Below are 18628 nucleotides of genomic sequence, written 5' to 3'. Positions count from 1 at the left end.
TAATCATCGCCCATTTTTTTTCAAAAGGACACGCATGCTTGCGGTTTGCCCCAATATATTAATATAATAAAGTATATATTCAAAAACGTGATTCTAGACTGGAGATGAAACCATTGGGAAATTGATACTGAAAGGAACAAACGGCAAGCATTTTGCCAATACTCTGAAAAAACGAAGGAGGTGGGCCTATCCATCCATGTACGGAAAATGGTGGATAGGAGTATAAATTGAGCGACCCTTTACCCGGTATATTACATGTTGGTCTTATTATTTTGTTGGTATTGTTAAACGGATTTTTTGTTTCAGTCGAATATGCAATGGTGAAAGTACGAAGTGGTAGAATTGATACCCTGATTGAAGAAGGTAGTAAAAAAGCTTTTAATGCAAAAAGCATTGTCAGCAACCTGGATGGCTACCTCTCAGCCTGTCAGCTCGGCATTACATTGGCTTCGCTTGCGTTAGGGTGGCTGGGTCAACCAGCTATAGCTAATCTTATCGGGCCTTTATTAGGAAGCATAGGTTTAGGAGAAACTGCTGTTAATGTTGTATCTTTGGTTATTGCTCTTATGTTCATTACTATCTTGCATATCGTATTAGGTGAGCTTGCACCTAAGACCATTGCTGTTAACAAGGCTGAATCTGTCCTTTTACTAACAGCAGGACCGATGAATGTATTTTACAAAATCATGTATCCAGTGATATGGATCGTTAATGGGCTGGCGCGTGGTTTACTGCAAATTTTCCGATTAGCCCCGGCTTCAGAGCTGGGAACGGCGCATACGGAAGAAGAAATTCGTATTATCATGCAGGAAAGTAACAAAAGCGGCTTTATCGATAATACTGAAATGGCGTTAGTTGACAATATTTTTGAATTTGTGGATACCATGGCTCGGGAGATCATGATTCCGCGGACAGAGATGATCTGTCTGAATAATCATGTTTCTGCTGAGGAGAACCTTGAGATTGCCTATGATGGCATGAGGACACGTTATCCCGTCTGTGACGGTGATAAGGATCATATTTTAGGCTTCATCCATATAAAGGACTTAATTAAGGATCGTCCACAAAGTTATCAGAAATTAATTCGTCCAATATTGACCGTGCCGGAATCCATTCAGATTAGTGCTTTGCTGAAAGTTATGCAGCGTGCGAAGACACAAATCGCCATATTGATCGATGAGTATGGGGGTACTTCAGGAATGGTGACACTGGAAGATATCATGGAGGAAATTGTTGGAGAAATTCAGGATGAATTTGATGAGGAACGTCCCGGTGTTGAGAAGCTTGGCGAGGATGAACACTCCATTGACGGTTTGATGCTTATTGAAGAGATTAATGATCTTTTAGGTCTTCATATGGAGACTGAGGATTACGATACGATAGGCGGCTGGCTGTATTCTAAATTGGAGGTTAATCCACCTCAAAAAGGGCAATCCGTAGAATTTGATGATCATCTATTTATTGTAGAAGAGACTGAGAATAAGCGAATTTCTCGAATTAAGCTATTGCGGTTACAGTTATTGAATGAAGAAGCTGGAGCTTAATGGAATTATATATTTTTAAAATAAGAGCAGCGTTTCTCCTTTTGGAGTTACGCTGTTTTTTTTGACCATACTGTTTGCCAAAAAGAGATTAATAATTATATAATTTTAAATGTATATGATAAAAACTACATTAGTCCCTAGAGGACAGAAAGGAATTCTCCTTGAGTAAACCTAAAAAAAGTCCAAATGTTCCCCAGTTGAGCAAACAAGAGAAACGACGGGTAGAACAGGAGCAACAGAAGCAGAAAACGAGAATTTTAGTTATTAGTTCAATAGCTGTAGTAGTTATCATTTTTGTTGGATTGTTTATGTTAGCTTCGAAAGATGCAGCAAAGAATGTCTCTACAGGAGAACCGGTAGAATTCAATTACAGTGAGCTACCTAGGATTGGTAATGAGGATGCACCTGTTAAGCTTGTTGAATTTGGTGATTTCAAATGTCCAGCTTGTTCCCAATTTGCTGGCTCCATGAAACCGAAAATTGTTCAAGATTTTGTCAACGAGGGAAAAGCAGCTCTTTACTTTGTAAATATGGCTTTCGTTGGTCCTGACTCTGAGACAGCTTCACTAGCTGCATTGTCTGTATACCATCAGAATAAGGATGAATTCTGGAAGTTCTATGATGCTGTGTATGCGCAGCAAGGGGATGAGAGCGTGGAATGGGCCACTGAGGATTTCTTGGTAAGCCTTGCTGAAAAAGAGAAATTAGCGATCGATTATGATCTGTTGCGTAAAGACATCCAAGAGAAAACTTATGCAGATGAGCTGAAGAAAGACATTCAGTTGGCAACTGACGCAGGCGTGACAACTACGCCTTCGCTCTACATTAATGGAGTGAAAACGGCTGAACCTTTCGATATTGAAGCGATTACATCTGAAATTAACACCGCCGCAAAAGCAGTGGAGGCAAAGTGACAAAATTCCTATCTTTTTGCAAGCGTAACTGCCTCTATCTGGCCTGGTTCGTCTCTTTGGTTGCTGTAGCTGGTAGCTTGTATTTAAGTGAAGTCTTGAAGTATGAACCTTGTAAGCTTTGCTGGTTTCAGCGGATTTTTATGTATCCGCAGTTATTTTTATTGGGAATTGCCACTTTCCGTGGAGATAAGCGCATCATTCCTTATGTGCTTCCATTAAGTTTGATTGGTGGCAGTATCTCAATCTATCATTATGCGGAACAGAAGATTCCAGCGTTAAGTAAAGTTCTACCTTGTACAGTTGGTGTTCCTTGTAATAAAGATTACTTGAACTACTTCGGATTTATAACGATTCCTTTGTTAGCTTTAATAGCGTTTGCTCTAATAAGTCTCCTTCTTTGGTATGGACGTAGGGAAGAAGAAGTGATTGAAGTAGATGCTGAGGAGAGCTTAGGATTTTAGTTTTTACTTTGGAAGGTACAAAAAAGCTGAAAAGGTATTAAAATCACGGGCTAGAGGGATAATTGAAGATAATGAAAGAGAGCATCCAATAAGACGCTATATTTGAGCTTATTGGATGTTTTTTCATTCTTTTTTCATTTTTTTCAACGCTTTACTGTAGGCACTTTGTAGACTAATATTAGACCTTGTGAGAAGTTGAATATGCGCTGAATTTTCTTAGGAAAAACGGGGGAACCAAACTTGGCATTCATGCCAATGGGGTGAATCGGAACCGGGTCGAACAGACCTCTACCGTAGGGCTATAACCACAGCCCGAATCCGCCAGCTAACCTCGTAAGCAAGGTGGGAAAATGACCATGCATAAGCATGCGGATCATTTCCGTATGCTTATTTTTGTGTCTGCATTTATGAAATCCACCGATGAAAACAGCGCACGGAAATTCCGTTTCAGCTCCCAAAGAAAGGAACTGTATCCACCATGGTAAGCAAGGTAAAACGACTATTGATCGGACGTCCGATGAAGTCGAATGAACTCGATCATGAAAAGTTATCCAAGGTTAAAGCACTGGCTGTTCTGTCTTCTGATGCGCTCTCGTCTGTAGCCTACGGAACGGAACAAATTCTGATTGTACTAGTGGCTGCCGGGTTTACTGCCATCTGGTATTCCCTGCCAATTGCATTAGCCGTATTGGGCCTGCTGGCCATCCTGATTTTATCCTATCGGCAGACGATTTTTGCTTATCCGCAAGGAGGCGGAGCTTATATCGTAGCCAAGAGTAATCTTGGTATTCCGACAGGGCTGCTCGCTGGGGGTTCATTATTGGTGGATTACATTCTTACCGTAGCGGTTAGTGCCTCGGCAGGGACGGATGCGATCACATCGGCTTTTCCAAGTCTTCATAATCATACTGTTCTCATCGCTGTATCTGTTATCGTTTTATTAACAATCATTAATCTTCGCGGAGTGACTGAATCGGCTTCATTTATCGCAATTCCAGTGTATTTGTTTGTGGTTTCGATTGTTGTTCTGATTATCTCCGGTATCGTTAAATATGCAATGGGTGGCGCGCATGCGAATGTTCCTGAAATAGGCAGCGCCGTATCTAATGTAAGTTTGTTTCTACTATTAAAAGCGTTTAGCTCTGGTTGTTCAGCCCTAACGGGGGTTGAGGCCGTATCTAATGCGATCCCAAACTTTAAAGCACCCGCTGAGAAGAATGCAGCCAAGACGCTAATGATCATGGGACTTATCCTTGGCTTTATGTTTACCGGAATCACTGTGCTGGCGTATTGGTATGGGATTGTGCCAGATGAAAAGGCTACGGTTGTCTCTCAGATCGCTGAATCGACCTTTGGCCGTGGCGGATTGTACTTTTTCATTCAAGGGATTACAGCAGTGATTTTGTTCTTGGCAGCTAATACAGCATATTCAGCGTTTCCGCTGCTTGCCTTTATGTTTGCAAAAGATAAATATCTGCCACATGCATTTATGGTCCGTGGTGACCGCCTTGGCTTCTCAAACGGCATTATTTTTCTAGGAGTTATGTCTATCATACTTGTGACTGCATTCCATGGGAATACGGAAGGTTTGATTCCACTATATGCGGTAGGCGTGTTCATTCCTTTTACCTTATCCCAACTGGGGATGATGGTGCATTGGATCAAAACAAGACCCGCTGGATGGGTGAAAAGATTTGTAGTAAATACCATCGGTATGCTGACTACATTGACGATTACGCTTATATTTATCATTACTAAATTCTCGAGCGTATGGATGGCATTCATTTTCTTACCTGCTGTAATGTTCGTGTTCCACCGTATTCATAAGCACTATTTGAACACTGCGGATCAACTGCGTATATGTCCGGCTACGGATAAACCTGTAATTAAAGGAAGTACTGTAGTTGTTCCTGTTGCAGGGGTTACACGTGCTGTATTACATTCCATCAGCTATGCGAAGTCTCTAACAGATAATGTTGTTGCTGTGTATGTAGGCTTTGATGAAGAAGACATTCATAAGATGGAGCAACGGTGGGAGGAATGGAATCCAGGTGTACGCCTGATTGTACTTCGTTCCAGATATCGTAGTATCATTCGTCCGTTAGTGAAGTTTATCGATACGGTAGAGTGGAAGACCGCTGCGACGGATCACATCACGATTCTGATTCCACAGTTTATTACCAAACATTGGTGGCAAGCCGTGCTTCATAATCAGACCAGCTTTTTAATCCGCTCGTATCTAATGAATCAAAAGGACGTTGTAGTAGCGACTGTCCCGTATCATTTAAATAAATAAGTAGAAGATTAAAGATGAGGTTATATCCGGAACGTTCGGAATATAACCTCTTTTGTATTTTATATGAAGGAAATTGTTGCAAATCCACAGAATTTGAAATTTATATGTTGACACAGAGAATGAGAATCAATATCATTTAAAAGTGAAGCAGAGGTAAAGGTCACCTTTGAATATCAAAGCAGTTACATATAGGAGGGTTTTTAATGTTTTGGCTTAACAGAAAAAGATCAGGAAGCATGAAAGTGACGATGAGCGGACTAATAGTGATGACGCTAATACTTTCCGCTTGTGGTAATAATAATGCTGAAAGCTCATCAAATGCAGGAACAGCGCCTACAGCAGAATCTACAGAGGCACCTGCTGCACCTAAGACGTTAACAGATGCAATGGGTCATAAAGTAACGATTCCGGCTAATCCACAGCGCGTTCTGGGTTCATATTTGGAAGACTCTTTGGTAACTCTGGGTGTAACTCCAGTAGCTCAATGGTCAGTTACAAACGGCGTTCAGGATTATCTGGCCACTGAATTGAAGGATGTTCCTACAATTAGTTACGACCTTCCGTTAGAGGCTGTAACCAGCTTTGCTCCGGATCTTATTATCATCCCATCGGAGTCTTCTGTTCAGAACGGGATTTACGATCAGTTGAATAAGATTGCACCCACTTATGTAATTGGGGATGAACTAAATCAAGATTGGCGCAAATCGTTGCTCAAGATGGGTGAGATTTTGAACAAAACCCCTGAAGCAGAAAAAGCCATTAAAGATTATGATGTTAAAGCAGCGGCTGCGAAAGAACAGCTTGCAGGAGCTATTGGACAAGAGTCCGCGGCTATTTTATGGTTGGTGCAAAAAAACTTCTATATTGTAGACGAAACCCGCAGCAGTGGAGCTGTATTATATACAGACCTTGGCGTAACGCTGCCTAACTTAGTAACAGAGATCCCAGTAGGAACAAGAGCAACTTGGAATCCGATCTCACTAGAGAAGCTTTCTGAGCTGACCGCAGATCATATTTTCCTTGTAAATAGTGATAAGACTGAGGGTTCGGAGATCCTAGATAGTGCAATCTGGAAGGGCATCCCAGCTGTAAAAGCTGGAAATGTGCATGAAATGAGCTCAACAAGCAGCTGGCTTTACAGTGGTGCGAACGCTGGCAGAAAAATCATTGACGATGTGCTAAAAAGTCTTGTGAAATAAAAGTCGTAATTCACCATGAATGAGACTGATCATTTCGGTGGGGAAGGGCGTGCAGATCAAGTATCTCGGGATACAAAGATCTGCACCATTTTTTTATAAACCAATCCCATAGTACGGAAAAATCGATCCTGCAATTGTACAACATAAATATTTTTGCGATAATGAGAATGATTGTTGTTATCATATAAACCATTGTAACTATTGAATAAGGAGACGACTCATGGTTTCACCCTCAGATTTCGCAAATCGTATTAAAAATGAACCCAAAAAAGCTCTACATACCCGACCGGCAGCTGCCATTGGTATTCTTATTTTTGGACTTGCTGCCATTGCCTTCGGATTGGCACTTTCGGTCTCAGTGGGTGCGGCAGATATCAAGTTAGCTACGGTATGGGAAGCTATATTTCATTTCAATCCAGATTTACAAAAACATCAGGTGATTAGAGAACTGCGATTTCCACGTGCTATTGCTGGCGCCTTAGTCGGTGCTTGCTTCGCAGTAGCAGGGGCTATCATGCAGGGGATGACAAGAAACCCGCTTGCGGATTCAGGGCTGTTAGGTTTGAATGCAGGAGCAGGGGTAGCGCTGGCCATAGTATTTGCTTTTGCACCCTCACTCTCATTCACTTCACTAATGTTGTATTGCTTTATCGGTGCCGCTGTGGCCTCTTTTATCGTATTCGGAATCGGTTCGCTTTCTTTTAATGGCCTGACCCCCTTGCGATTGACATTAGCAGGTTCGGCAGTTAGTGCTTTATTGGTTGCTATTAGTCAGGGAGTAGCTATTCTTTTCAACTTATCTCAGGACATAGCCTTCTGGTTAGCTGGTGGGATGGGTGGAGCTAGCTGGACTCAGATCAAGATTATATTCCCTTGGGTGGCCGTAGCCTTAATTGCAGCGATGATGTTATCACGATCCGTCACATTGCTCAGCTTAGGAAGAGAAGTTGCGGTTGGTCTGGGGCAGCGGACAAGGTTAGTTCAATTGGCATGTATGATTGTTGTGGTTATCTTAGCTGGAAGTGCGGTTTCAACGGTTGGCCCGATTGCTTTTATAGGACTAATTATTCCACATGTTACACGTTATTTCGTTGGAGTGGACTACCGCTGGATTATCCCTTGCTCGGCAGTTCTAGGGAGCTTATTGATTATCTTTGCAGATATTGCCGCAAGAATGATAAATGCACCTTATGAGACACCGCTAGGAGCTTTAATTGCCATCATCGGCGTACCGTTCTTTATTTATTTAGCGAGTAAGCGGAAGGGGGAGCTGTAATGCCCAAATTAACCCTTACTCCAGATGAAAAAGAACGCCGCACACGCGCCTTAACGGTGTTAGTGCTCCTTGCTATACTGATCGTCGTTGTGTTTATAGTCAGTATGAATACAGGGTTTATGCGTCTATCCCCACTAGAGGTATTACATACACTCATGGGTGATGGAACACATCAGCAAAAGCTTATTTTATTTGATTTCAGATTACCCCGCATCGTAATTTCATTGTTAGTTGGAGCGGGCTTTGCAGTATCGGGCTGTATTCTACAAAGTCTCGCACGTAATGCACTCGCAGAACCGGCTACGCTGGGCATAAGTGCTGGTGCAGGTTTTGCGGTAATCATTTTTATCTCGTTTTTTCCGGCTACAACAGCAGCTCCGGTATTTGTCTTGCCTCTCCTAGCGCTTGGTGGGGCTGGCCTGACCGCAGCTTTAATCTATATTCTTGCCTACCGGAAGGCAGATGGTCTGTCTCCTACAAGGCTGATCCTTATCGGGATTGCGGTCGCTGCAGGAATCAATGCTTGCCAGCTTGTATTGGCACTTAGGCTTGATCCTAATAATTATCAATTTGTAGCTACTTGGATCGCCGGGAAAATATGGGGTGGGGATTGGAGATTCGTCCTTGCTTTGCTGCCTTGGATCGCGATTCTGTTACCGTTCGCCTTCTATAAAGCCCGGGTTCTAAATGTATTGAATCTAGGGGACCATACTTCATTAGGTCTAGGAATGCGTGTGGAGAAGGAACGTATTCTCCTTCTGGTAACAGCCGTAGCGCTTGCCGGCTCCTGCGTCGCGGTAAGTGGAGGTATTGGCTTCGTCGGCCTGATAGCACCACACCTGGCTCGCAGGCTGGTGGGACCCCGTCATCAGGTGTTATTACCTGCTAGTGCTTTGACAGGGGCGCTTCTTATGATTACCGCTGATACCATTGGTAGATGGGTATTGCAACCTGCCGAAGTTCCTACTGGCATTGTGGTTGCGATTATTGGCGCACCTTACTTTTTATATTTACTCGCCAAGTCGAAAGCGTAAATTAGTTCATACTTAGGAGCATAGCTCCATAAAACTTTTAAGGGAGTTGTAGATCATGTCAGAACGTTTGAATACAGAAGAATTAAGTATTGGGTATGCTGAGGCTACTATAGTTAAGGGATTGAACTTGTCTATCCCTACGGGGAAAATCACCGCACTAGTGGGCGCTAACGGCTCCGGTAAATCTACAATCCTCAAAACGATGGCCCGGATTATGAAGCCGAAGAGTGGCACCGTAATGCTGGACGGCAAATCGATCCATAACTTTTCAACTAAAGAGGTTGCTCGTCAGCTAGCGATTCTACCGCAGAACCCAACGGCTCCTGACGGTCTGACGGTATCTGAGCTGGTCAGCTATGGTCGTTTCCCTCATCAAAAGGGATTTGGCACGATGACCGCAGAAGATCGCAACATCATCTCCAATGCCATCTCTGTTACGGGCATGGAATCTTTTCATGATCGCCCTATTGACCGTCTCTCTGGTGGACAACGTCAACGCGCTTGGATCGCTATGGCGTTGGCTCAAGAAACAGATATTTTATTCCTTGACGAGCCTACAACGTTCCTAGATATGGCGCATCAGCTCGAAGTTCTTCAGCTTTTGCAAAAGCTGAATGAGGAAGAAGGCCGTACCATCATCATGGTCGTGCATGATTTGAATCATGCTACTCGTTATGCGCAGCATATGGTAGCGATTAAGTCCGGTACTGTGGTTAGCGAAGGCTCACCTACTGAGGTTATGACACCAGATGTATTGCGGGAAGTGTTTGGAATTGAAGCGGATATCGTTCCGGATCCACGTACGGGTGTGCCACTGTGTCTTCCTTACGAGCTTGCTGCCTATAAAGCTGTGTAATTATCATCTAAAATCATACAACGAACAGGCTCCCGTCATTGACAAGGGAGCCTGTTCGTTGTTACAGTTGTGGTTGCCTACAATTTCATAATAACTCTTTAAAATAGATCAAGGACCATCATTTATACATGGTTAAAGGAGCATGAAAACATGAATATTGACAAAATTCAAGATGATCTAGAGCAGCTAATGACTGCAGGAATAGTGAAAAGTCATGAGAATTTAAAAGATCACGTGTACACTAAAATGGGCGGCAAAGCTGATATTTTGGCTGCACCAGCTACTTATGATGAAATTCAAAAGATTGTTACATATGCAGAACAAAATGGGATAACCCTTACGGTACTTGGGAATGGCTCCAATGTGATTATCCGTGATGGAGGGGTACGTGGAATCGTTCTGCAAACAGCAGGACTTACCGAAATGGGAATTCGCGACAATCTCTTATATGCGCAATGTGGTGCCAAAATAATTGATGTTTCCAGATATGCGCGTGATAAGGAGCTTACGGGTCTTGAGTTCGCCTGTGGCATTCCAGGAACAGTTGGTGGAGCGCTCTATATGAACGCAGGTGCTTATGGCGGTGAGATCAAAGATGTCCTGCATAGTGCACTAGCTATAAATAAGAACGGGCAATTGGTAACTCTGCAAGGAGATGAGCTGCAATGGGGATACAGAAAAAGTGTATTCGCAAGCGGTGAGTATATTGTACTTGAGGCCAAATTTGCTATGACTTCCGGTGATGTTTTAACGATCAAGGCAAAAATGGATGAACTAACTTATTTACGTGAATCGAAGCAACCGCTTGAGTATCCATCCTGTGGGAGTGTATTTAAGCGGCCTCCAGGCCGTTTTGCAGGTCAGTTAATTCAAGAGAGCGGCTTACAGGGTACAAGAATCGGCGGTGCTGAGGTATCCAAGAAGCATGCGGGATTTATTGTGAATGCAGATAATGCAACAGCCAGTGATTACATCGGGCTAATCCACCATGTAAGAGCGACTGTGAAGGATAAATTCGGTGTAGAGCTGGAAACGGAAGTGGAGATCATTGGAGAAGAATAAATGATAAGCAAAAAGAGCCCGCAGATCGCTGTGGGCTCTTTTTGCTTATCATAATCATGTTCGTTTAATCTACTGAAAGGGTGTAATTAGCTCTGTCCGTAGTTATTTCTGCCTTGCGGTCGGCTAAGTCTACGATTTGAAGACCTTCAACAGCTAAATCATAAGTGGATTGTGGCAGGGATACCAGTTCACCATCGGCGTTAAGTGTGCTGCCAAAACCTCTTAATATCAGTGCACTTCCAAGATATTCATCAATTACGTCGTCTGCACTCCGGAAATCTACGGACTCTAAATTGAAATGAACTTTATCCAAATCACGAAGTTCTTTCTTTTCAATAGCGATTGTTTCATTCAAATGATTGTTAAGCCAATCCATAAGCTGCTGTATACTTTGTTCCATAAAATGCTCCCACCCTTAGCTCGAAGATTATTATGAATAAGTTACCCTTTTCTTAGGATTTGAATCCTTTTTTTTGCCACATCTTAATTAACCATATGAATAGTTTATGTGATTAAAAAGAAATCCGCGATCAAATTGCCGTGGTTTTTGAGCTTCCTAATCTCTACATACGCAGGTCTATCCACGTTAATCTGGAGTTATTTGCTGATCTATATAAGGTAACAGTAAAGAGTAGAACTTGTCAGGAGCGGGCTACCCATGGTATAGTTCAAGACGCAATATGCTTTAAGAAGAAGTCTGCGCTAAAGTTGTGCAGGAGAGGTTCGCGAACTCCCTCTATAAAAAACTAAGAATATATTAAACAGTACAAGCGGTTGCTGTCCTTTATCCGGACGTTGCTTCCGTTTCTTCTTAGTGGAGCCAAGTTTTCGAAATCTCGTTCTTCTTTCCATTACCGGCCAAGGCCGAAGGAAAAGAGAGGGGTTTTTTGTCGTGTCAGAAGGAAGATTGAAAGAGGAAATGCAGGAAGTTACTTTGCTTGGTAATCAGGGAACACAGTACAAGTTTGGTTATGATCCAGACATTCTGGAGGTGTTTGATAACAAACATCCCGGGCGTGATTATTTTGTTAAATTCAACTGCCCTGAGTTCACTAGCTTGTGTCCTGTAACGGGTCAGCCGGATTTTGCCACGCTGTATATTTCGTATATTCCTGAACAAAAAATGGTGGAATCCAAATCATTAAAGCTGTATCTGTTTAGCTTCCGCAACCATGGTGATTTTCATGAGGACTGTGTCAACATTATTATGAATGATCTGATCTCTCTGATGGATCCGCGTTACATTGAGGTATGGGGCAAGTTCACTCCGCGCGGAGGCATTTCAATTGATCCTTATTGCAACTATGGAAGACCGGGTACGAAGTATGAGGCGATGGCGGAACACCGCTTAATCAATCACGACCTCTATCCAGAAAAAGTGGACAACCGCTAAATTCCAACTTGTGATAAGGAGAGATTCATATGAACAAAAAAGCACTCGTCGTATTCAGCGGCGGACAAGATAGCACCACTTGCCTGGTTTGGGCATTGCAGCAGTATGAGGAAGTGCAGGTAGTTACCTTCAACTATAATCAACGTCATGCGGCTGAAATCGAAGTTGCAACAGAGATAGCAGCTAAGTTTAATGTAAAACAGCATATTCTTGATCTGGGGCTGCTCAATCAGCTGGCACCCAATGCACTTACCCGTCAGGATATAGATATCGTGGCTGGTGAAGGAGATGAGCTTCCAAGTACTTTCGTCGATGGACGGAATTTGTTGTTTTTATCTTTTGCCGCAATATTAGCTAAACAACTGGGGTACTCCCATATCGTCACTGGGGTTTGCCAAACGGACTTTAGCGGTTATCCGGACTGCCGTGATGTTTTTGTGAAATCATTGAATGTTACGCTGAACTTATCTATGGACTATGAGTTTGCGATCCACACTCCCCTAATGTGGCTGGATAAAAAAGAAACGTGGAAAATGGCCGATGCACTGGGGTATTTTGATTATGTTCGCGAACACACACTGACCTGTTACAACGGTATTATTGGCAGTGGCTGCGGTACTTGTCCAGCCTGTCTATTGCGTCAGCGTGGTCTTGAGCAATATGAGGCGGAGAGAATGGAGGCCGGTTCTTAATGCTTAACGAGGTTTCAGTCTGCAAAATATTTACGTTCGATGCGGCACACCAGTTAGTGGGACACAAAGGGAAATGCAGCAATCTGCACGGACATACTTATAAGCTCGAAGTAGTGCTTAAGGGCAAACCTATGGCCGCGGAAGGCCACTCGGATGAAGGCTTCGTCATTGATTTCAGCGATATCAAAATGACAGTACAACAAAGCCTTGTAGATCGTTTAGATCACGCTTTTCTTGCCATGGGAAATGAACCTGTGTTAGAGACGTTAACGAATACGGGCTCCAAAGTAGCCTTGTTGTCTTTCCGCACCACAGTAGAGAATATGTCTTCATATATTGCCTACAAGCTTAAGCAAGCAGGGTTGCCTTTGTACTCGGTAAAGCTATGGGAGACTCCAACCTCTTGGGCAGAGGTGCTGGCTGAAGATGTTCCGTATGAAGGGCCATCCTACCGTTTGTATGGAGGCTGTGACTGTGAGTAAGATTCCTGTAATTGAAATGTTCGGTCCAACTATTCAAGGCGAAGGTGCGGTAATTGGAGTGAAGACAATGTTTGCCCGCACCTATGGCTGCGATTATCGCTGCGGCTGGTGTGACTCCGCTTTTACTTGGGATGGTACGGCTAAGAATAAGGTTCGCATGATGGAAGCAGAAGAAATCATAAATGAATTATTGGCGTTAGCTGGAGATAATTTCGACTGTGTTACGATTTCAGGCGGTAATCCTGCCTTGATTGGTGAAGGAATGGGTACCTTCATCAATCTGCTTCATGAGCGTGGAATAATAGCAGCGATAGAAACTCAGGGGAGTAAATGGCAGGATTGGTTCAATGACGTGGATGTGCTGACAATTAGTCCTAAACCCCCAAGCTCAGGAATGACAACGAATTGGGAAATGCTAGATAACATCATGAGTAAGATGGAGAAACTGGGTCGTTCTACGCATAGCTTGAAGGTCGTAGTGTTTGATGATAAGGATTTTGATTATGCGAAAAACGTTCACCAGCGATATCCGAATGTGCAGCTCTTTCTGCAGCCTGGTAATGATGATGTCACGGAAGAGGGCAACATTTCTGCTCGGCTTCTGGGAAGGCTGGAGTGGTTGTTTAATAAAGTAATCGCGGATTCGGATATGAACAAGGTTCGTGTACTTCCACAGCTGCATGCATTGATCTGGCATAATAAGCGTGGCAAATAAATGATTGATGAAATCGTCCGGGTATCTGCTTACAGATACTCGGTTTTTAGTTTTAACATTTGTAACTTCTAGTAGGTAGATAGTCTGTCCCAGTTTCTGGTATGATTTTAAAAAAAGCTCTTGGAGGTTATTCATTTGGAACAATCAACAGCATTATTAATTATCGATGTTCAAGAAGCCATGTTCTCCTATGATCTAAAGCTGTACGATGAAGAGGGTGTGATGGACAGGATTGTCTCCCTTCAGCAAAAAGCTCGATTAGCAGGTACTCCTATTGTGTATATTCAACATACCGAAGATGAGGAGTACACAAAAGGTACACCCACTTGGCAGATCAGTCACCGCATCACACCGCAGGAAGGCGAAGTTATCGTTGAGAAGCCTACTTGGGATGCTTTTCACCGAACGGAACTGCAAGATGAACTCCAAAAGCTCGGGATCACGGATCTGGTGATCTGTGGGATGCAAAGTGAATTCTGTCTGGATACGACAATAAGACGCGCATACAGCATGGGATATAAAAGTGTACTGGTCTCAGACGCTCATAGCACCTTTGATAATGGGGTTCTGAGTAGTAGGGAGATCGTTAAGCATCATAATGCGATAATTGGAGGTAGATTCGCCCAGTTACGAGCTGAAAGCGAGGTTCAGTTCTAGATGAATACACCCCAGGCTGCCATGAAGCCTATTCAGCGTTCTCGCCTTAGATTGTTTGCTGGCAAACGATATTTTATTTGGAAAAGATATTTGAAATGGTGCACTGGACGAAGCAAAATAGCGAAGCAGCGTACGGATGAAACTTTAACTTATGCAGCTATGACTCATGCTACCCCGTTATTAAGAAGTCTTCGGAATGTAGATATGGTGCTTCAATACAATAAAATAACTAACTTACGGCTGGCAATTGCGAAGCTGGATGGACTTGTTGTGCAGCCGGGGGAGACTTTTTCCTACTGGAGAAGTATTGGTAAGCCCACTAAGCGAAAAGGGTATCTGCAGGGTATGGTGCTGCATTATGGTGGTTTTCATTCCGGGGTTGGAGGAGGCTTATGCCAGTTGTCTAATCTGATCTATTGGATGGCACTGCATACGCCACTTACCGTTATGGAACGGCATCGTCACAGTTATGATGTATTTCCAGATGAACAACGTACACAACCTTTTGGAAGCGGGGCGACCTGTTCTTATAACTATTTGGATCTTCAATTAAAAAATAACACCGCTCAAACGTATCAACTAAAGCTCTGGCTGGACGATAGCCATTTACACGGGGAGTGGAGATGCAATGAGCAGGCGTTTTATGATTATGAAGTATACGAAAGTGATCATAGGATTAGTCTAGAGCCTTGGGGCGGATATATACGCAGTAACAAGATCAGTCGAAAAGTATATACACGCTCTGGAGATCTAATTGGAGATGAAGCTGTAACTGATAATTACGCACTAATGATGTATTCTCCGCTTCTTCATGGATAAGAGGGTAGGGCTTAGGGATATAACATAGAAAGGCATGAAAATTATATCTCTAGACCATCTCCAAAGGAGCGGATTAACAGCATGAAAGCACTAACCTACCAAGGGAAGAAAAAAGTGAAAGTTAAAGAAGTAGCTGATCCGACGCTTGAGAAAAAAGATGACATCCTTGTTCGGATTACCACTACGGCGATTTGTGGCTCGGATCTGCACATTTATAACGGGGAAATACCAGGTATGCATGATGATTATGTTATTGGTCATGAGCCGATGGGGATTGTTGAGGAAGTGGGTCCTGACGTAACTAAAGTCAAAAAAGGTGACCGAGTCATCATCCCCTTTAATGTCGCCTGTGGGCAGTGTTTTTTCTGCCAGCATGAGATGGAGAGCCAATGCGACAATGCTAATGACGCCAAGGACACAGGCGGTTATCTTGGTTATTCCGATACTTATGGGGGCTTTGCAGGCGGACAAGCTGAATTGCTGCGGGTTCCTTATGGTAATTTCGGCCCTTTTGTCGTTCCTGAGGATGCAGAAATGGAAGATGAGAAAATTCTTTTCATATCTGATATTGTGCCTACTGCTTGGTGGGGAGTAGAAAGCGGCGGAGTGAAGCCAGGGGATACAGTCATTGTTCTCGGCTGCGGTCCTGTTGGACTGCTTACTCAGAAGTTTGCCTGGATCAAAGGTGCCTCAAGAGTCATTGCGGTTGATCATATTGGCTATCGTCTGCAGCATGCGAAGCTGACCAATAATGTTGAAGTTTATAATTTCGAAGAGATCAAGGATATTGAAGCTCATTTGAAGGAGATAACACATGGGGGCGCAGATGTAGTTATTGACTGTGTAGGTTTAGATGCCAAAATATCTGCTTTGGAGAAAGTGGAAACCACTCTGAAGCTACAGGGAGGCTCACTCAGTGCATTTAGAATGGCCTCGGATATCGTACGTAAATTCGGAACTATTCAGCTTGTGGGAGTTTATGGGCTTAATTACAATATGTTCCCTTTGGGTCATCTATTTGAACGCAACATTACTTTAAAAATGGGACAAGCGCCGGTGATTCACTATATGCCGTTGCTGTATAAGATGATTAAAGAAAATAAATTTGATCCTACAGATATCATTACGCATCGCCTGCCAATTAGTAAAGCGGAGCATGGCTATGACGTTTTTAGTGAGAAAAAAGAGGATTGCATCAAGGTTGTTCTGAAGCCGTAGCCTTTTAAGAAGCATGAGCTTTCGTCAGAAATGACATTGCTTGTGCTTTTTTTAGTGAAATCTTATGAAAATAGATGCATTTTTTCACGGTCTGCGTTAAATTAACATAAGTGACTTAAGATATTGAAAGGACGCGTAACATGTGAAACTTAAAAAACCGCCACTTCCGATTCCACTATTAATGTTGATAGGGATTGTGGCCATCTCTTTTTCCGCCATTTTTATTAAATGGTCTGATGCACCTGCATCTATACAAGGCATGTACAGATTATTATTTACCTCACTGCTGATGCTGCCTTTTGCAAGACCCTATAGTGGAGCTGCTTTTGCTCTTCGTAAAAAAGACTGGCTAATGCTCATCCTCTCAGGCGCAATGCTTGCGCTGCACTTTTTGCTATGGATGGGATCATTAAAGTATACTTCGGTAGCTAGTTCAACAATGATCATGGCGCTGGAGCCTGTATTCATTATGCTGGGTGTTTATTTTTTGTATAAGGAAAAGACAGCTCTGTCCGCTATTCTAGGGCTTGGCATTGCGATTGGCGGTGTCGTGTTTATCGGCTGGGGTGATATTGGAATCTCTGCAGATAATCTAAAAGGTGATCTATTATCGGTCGGAGGCACTGTCGCGGTAGCTGTACATATGCTGATCGGTCAAAAGCTAGTGGTGCGTATGCCCTCTTACTTATATAGCTTGATTGTCTTCTTATCAGCCGCTGGCGTGTTTGCCGTATACAATCTGTTCATGGGGATTTCCTTTTTTAATTATCCGGACAAGGAATGGGGAATCTTTGTATTGTTAGCAGTGGTGCCAACGGTGTTTGGCCATATTTTGTTTAATTGGTTACTACAATATGTATCCGCGACTACGGTTTCAATGAACATTTTAGGAGAACCAGTGGGTGCCAGTATCTTAGCGTATTTACTCTTGGGTGAGCAGCTAACAACCTTACAATGGGCAGGTGGGCTGCTCGTTATGATTGGCCTCGCAGTATATTTGTACGCGGGAAGAAGGAAAACTATCCGGATGGCTGATGCCATTCAGAATGCTTCATAACAGATATTTTACACATAAAGGGGTAGCAATGGATGGAAGAGCAGAATCAATATTCAAATAATCAGGCAGAAAAAAACGCTGTGCCAACAAGCGAAGAGCTTTGGAACGAAGATACTTATACCGCTTGGGTAACTCGGTTTGGTACACCGTCAGAAGCAGCTGCAAAATTAATAAAGGAACCAAGTGCAAAGCTTCACCCGCTCCTTTCTTTTTTTGGAGAGGTGAAGGGGAAGAAAATGATGAATTTAATGGGCTCAAACGGGATGAAGGCCGTGGCACTCTCATTACTAGGTGCGGAAGTAACAGTTGCTGACTTCTCGGAAGCCAATGCGCGATATGCGGCTGATCTTGCCCAAGAAGCAGGGGTACCACTAACCTATATCGTCTCAGATATTCTTAAGCTGCCAGAAGACGTCCTTGATGGTTCATATGACATCGTCTTTGCAGAGTTAGGCATTGTTCATTACTTTACCAACCTTACACTATTCATGGAAACAGCTCGCCGATTGCTATCTCCTGGAGGCGTATTTGTACTCCGCGATTTTCATCCGGTAACGACCAAGCTTATTTCCTCGAAGGGATCTACTGCGAAGGTACGCAAACACAAAGTAAACGGAGATTATTTTGACTCATCATTGGAAGAGAAGAAGGTATCCTATTCCAAGTATTTGCCTTCCACAGGTAAACCAGCAGGTGAACAAGAGCATAGTGTTGTGTATTGGCGCCGCTGGACACTCGGAGAAATTGTAACCGCAGCAGCTAATAGCGGACTAGTGATCCGCCAATTAGTAGAAGAACCTAATCTATCTTCCGACGTGTATGATAAGGGAATTCCTAAGACCTTCACATTGGTGGCTGGAAATGGCGCAAGCCTTTAGGAGGGTTCGCTGACATGTGATTTTTAGGGTATAACATTTGTGCTGAACTGAGGTGCTCTCGGTTCAGCTTTTTTT

The 18628-nt window shown here is 43.2% G+C and carries 19 protein-coding genes and 2 riboswitches; of the genes, 18 read left to right on the top strand and 1 reads right to left on the bottom strand.

Features of this window, described 5'->3' with window-relative positions:
* The first annotated feature begins 227 nt into the window (after window positions 1–227).
* From MKY14_RS07380 to murB, 9 genes are all read left to right on the top strand, one after another.
* A complete protein-coding gene (locus tag MKY14_RS07380) occupies window positions 228–1544 on the top strand; it encodes a hemolysin family protein (RefSeq protein ID WP_036687555.1) in 1317 nt (438 codons plus the stop codon).
* A gap of 161 nt (window positions 1545–1705) precedes the next feature.
* Complete coding sequence (locus tag MKY14_RS07375; RefSeq protein ID WP_081386224.1) at window positions 1706–2458, top strand: DsbA family protein; 753 nt, start codon at window positions 1706–1708, stop codon at window positions 2456–2458.
* Window positions 2455–2919, top strand: a complete 465-nt coding sequence (locus tag MKY14_RS07370) for a disulfide oxidoreductase (RefSeq protein WP_076126701.1) — start codon at window positions 2455–2457, stop codon at window positions 2917–2919. The genes MKY14_RS07375 and MKY14_RS07370 overlap by 4 nt, the downstream gene beginning before the upstream one ends.
* Before the next feature lie 194 nt (window positions 2920–3113).
* Window positions 3114–3273: riboswitch (cyclic di-AMP (ydaO/yuaA leader) on the top strand.
* Window positions 3274–3397: 124 nt separating this feature from the next.
* Entirely contained in the window at window positions 3398–5215 is a 1818-nt protein-coding gene (locus tag MKY14_RS07365; protein ID WP_076126699.1) for an APC family permease, read from the top strand.
* A gap of 203 nt (window positions 5216–5418) precedes the next feature.
* Window positions 5419–6414 (top strand): iron-hydroxamate ABC transporter substrate-binding protein, encoded by a 996-nt coding sequence (locus MKY14_RS07360; protein WP_340391829.1) that lies wholly within the window; start codon window positions 5419–5421, stop codon window positions 6412–6414.
* Between the two features lie 220 nt (window positions 6415–6634).
* On the top strand, window positions 6635–7690 hold the full coding sequence (locus tag MKY14_RS07355) for a FecCD family ABC transporter permease (RefSeq protein ID WP_076217749.1): 1056 nt from the start codon (window positions 6635–6637) through the stop codon (window positions 7688–7690).
* Entirely contained in the window at window positions 7690–8724 is a 1035-nt protein-coding gene (locus tag MKY14_RS07350) for a FecCD family ABC transporter permease (protein ID WP_076302575.1), read from the top strand. The genes MKY14_RS07355 and MKY14_RS07350 overlap by 1 nt, the downstream gene beginning before the upstream one ends.
* A gap of 55 nt (window positions 8725–8779) precedes the next feature.
* On the top strand, window positions 8780–9580 hold the full coding sequence (locus MKY14_RS07345; protein WP_036687549.1) for an ABC transporter ATP-binding protein: 801 nt from the start codon (window positions 8780–8782) through the stop codon (window positions 9578–9580).
* Window positions 9581–9730: 150 nt separating this feature from the next.
* Window positions 9731–10642 carry a UDP-N-acetylmuramate dehydrogenase gene (gene murB / locus MKY14_RS07340; protein WP_076304129.1) on the top strand — a complete coding sequence of 304 codons (912 nt, stop codon included), beginning with the start codon at window positions 9731–9733 and terminating at the stop codon, window positions 10640–10642.
* Window positions 10643–10706: 64 nt separating this feature from the next.
* Here the strand turns inward: murB and MKY14_RS07335 are convergent, their stop codons facing one another.
* Window positions 10707–11042 (bottom strand): hypothetical protein, encoded by a 336-nt coding sequence (locus MKY14_RS07335; protein ID WP_036687547.1) that lies wholly within the window; start codon window positions 11040–11042, stop codon window positions 10707–10709.
* A gap of 312 nt (window positions 11043–11354) precedes the next feature.
* Window positions 11355–11398, top strand: a riboswitch (PreQ1 riboswitch).
* Between the two features lie 163 nt (window positions 11399–11561).
* On the opposite strand from MKY14_RS07335, the gene queF reads away from it, so the two are divergent.
* From queF to MKY14_RS07290, 9 genes are all read left to right on the top strand, one after another.
* A complete protein-coding gene (queF, locus tag MKY14_RS07330) occupies window positions 11562–12035 on the top strand; it encodes a preQ(1) synthase (protein WP_036687775.1) in 474 nt (157 codons plus the stop codon).
* 29 nt (window positions 12036–12064) lie between these two features.
* On the top strand, window positions 12065–12727 hold the full coding sequence (gene queC / locus MKY14_RS07325) for a 7-cyano-7-deazaguanine synthase QueC (protein ID WP_280753137.1): 663 nt from the start codon (window positions 12065–12067) through the stop codon (window positions 12725–12727).
* A complete protein-coding gene (locus MKY14_RS07320) occupies window positions 12727–13209 on the top strand; it encodes a 6-pyruvoyl trahydropterin synthase family protein (RefSeq protein ID WP_280753138.1) in 483 nt (160 codons plus the stop codon). The genes queC and MKY14_RS07320 overlap by 1 nt, the downstream gene beginning before the upstream one ends.
* Window positions 13202–13924 (top strand): 7-carboxy-7-deazaguanine synthase QueE, encoded by a 723-nt coding sequence (gene queE, locus MKY14_RS07315; protein ID WP_340976123.1) that lies wholly within the window; start codon window positions 13202–13204, stop codon window positions 13922–13924. Before MKY14_RS07320 ends, queE begins: the two co-directional genes overlap by 8 nt.
* A 135-nt stretch (window positions 13925–14059) precedes the next feature.
* On the top strand, window positions 14060–14581 hold the full coding sequence (locus MKY14_RS07310) for a cysteine hydrolase family protein (protein ID WP_076184376.1): 522 nt from the start codon (window positions 14060–14062) through the stop codon (window positions 14579–14581).
* A complete protein-coding gene (locus tag MKY14_RS07305; RefSeq protein ID WP_340976120.1) occupies window positions 14582–15400 on the top strand; it encodes a VanW family protein in 819 nt (272 codons plus the stop codon).
* 81 nt (window positions 15401–15481) lie between these two features.
* The gene (locus tag MKY14_RS07300; RefSeq protein WP_340976118.1) at window positions 15482–16618 is read left to right on the top strand and encodes a zinc-dependent alcohol dehydrogenase; all 1137 of its coding nucleotides are present in this window, start codon (window positions 15482–15484) and stop codon (window positions 16616–16618) included.
* Between the two features lie 142 nt (window positions 16619–16760).
* Window positions 16761–17675 (top strand): DMT family transporter, encoded by a 915-nt coding sequence (locus MKY14_RS07295; RefSeq protein WP_175617319.1) that lies wholly within the window; start codon window positions 16761–16763, stop codon window positions 17673–17675.
* A 32-nt stretch (window positions 17676–17707) separates the two neighbouring features.
* Window positions 17708–18553 (top strand): class I SAM-dependent methyltransferase, encoded by an 846-nt coding sequence (locus MKY14_RS07290; RefSeq protein WP_076126683.1) that lies wholly within the window; start codon window positions 17708–17710, stop codon window positions 18551–18553.
* Window positions 18554–18628 lie beyond the last annotated feature (75 nt).

Origin of the sequence: Paenibacillus sp. FSL R5-0887 (assembly GCF_038002305.1) — a bacterium.
GTDB classification, from domain to species: Bacteria; Bacillota; Bacilli; order Paenibacillales; family Paenibacillaceae; genus Paenibacillus_AQ; species Paenibacillus_AQ odorifer.
The sequence above is the reverse complement of the archived record's forward strand: the minus strand, read 5'-3'. Positions and strand labels throughout refer to the sequence as shown.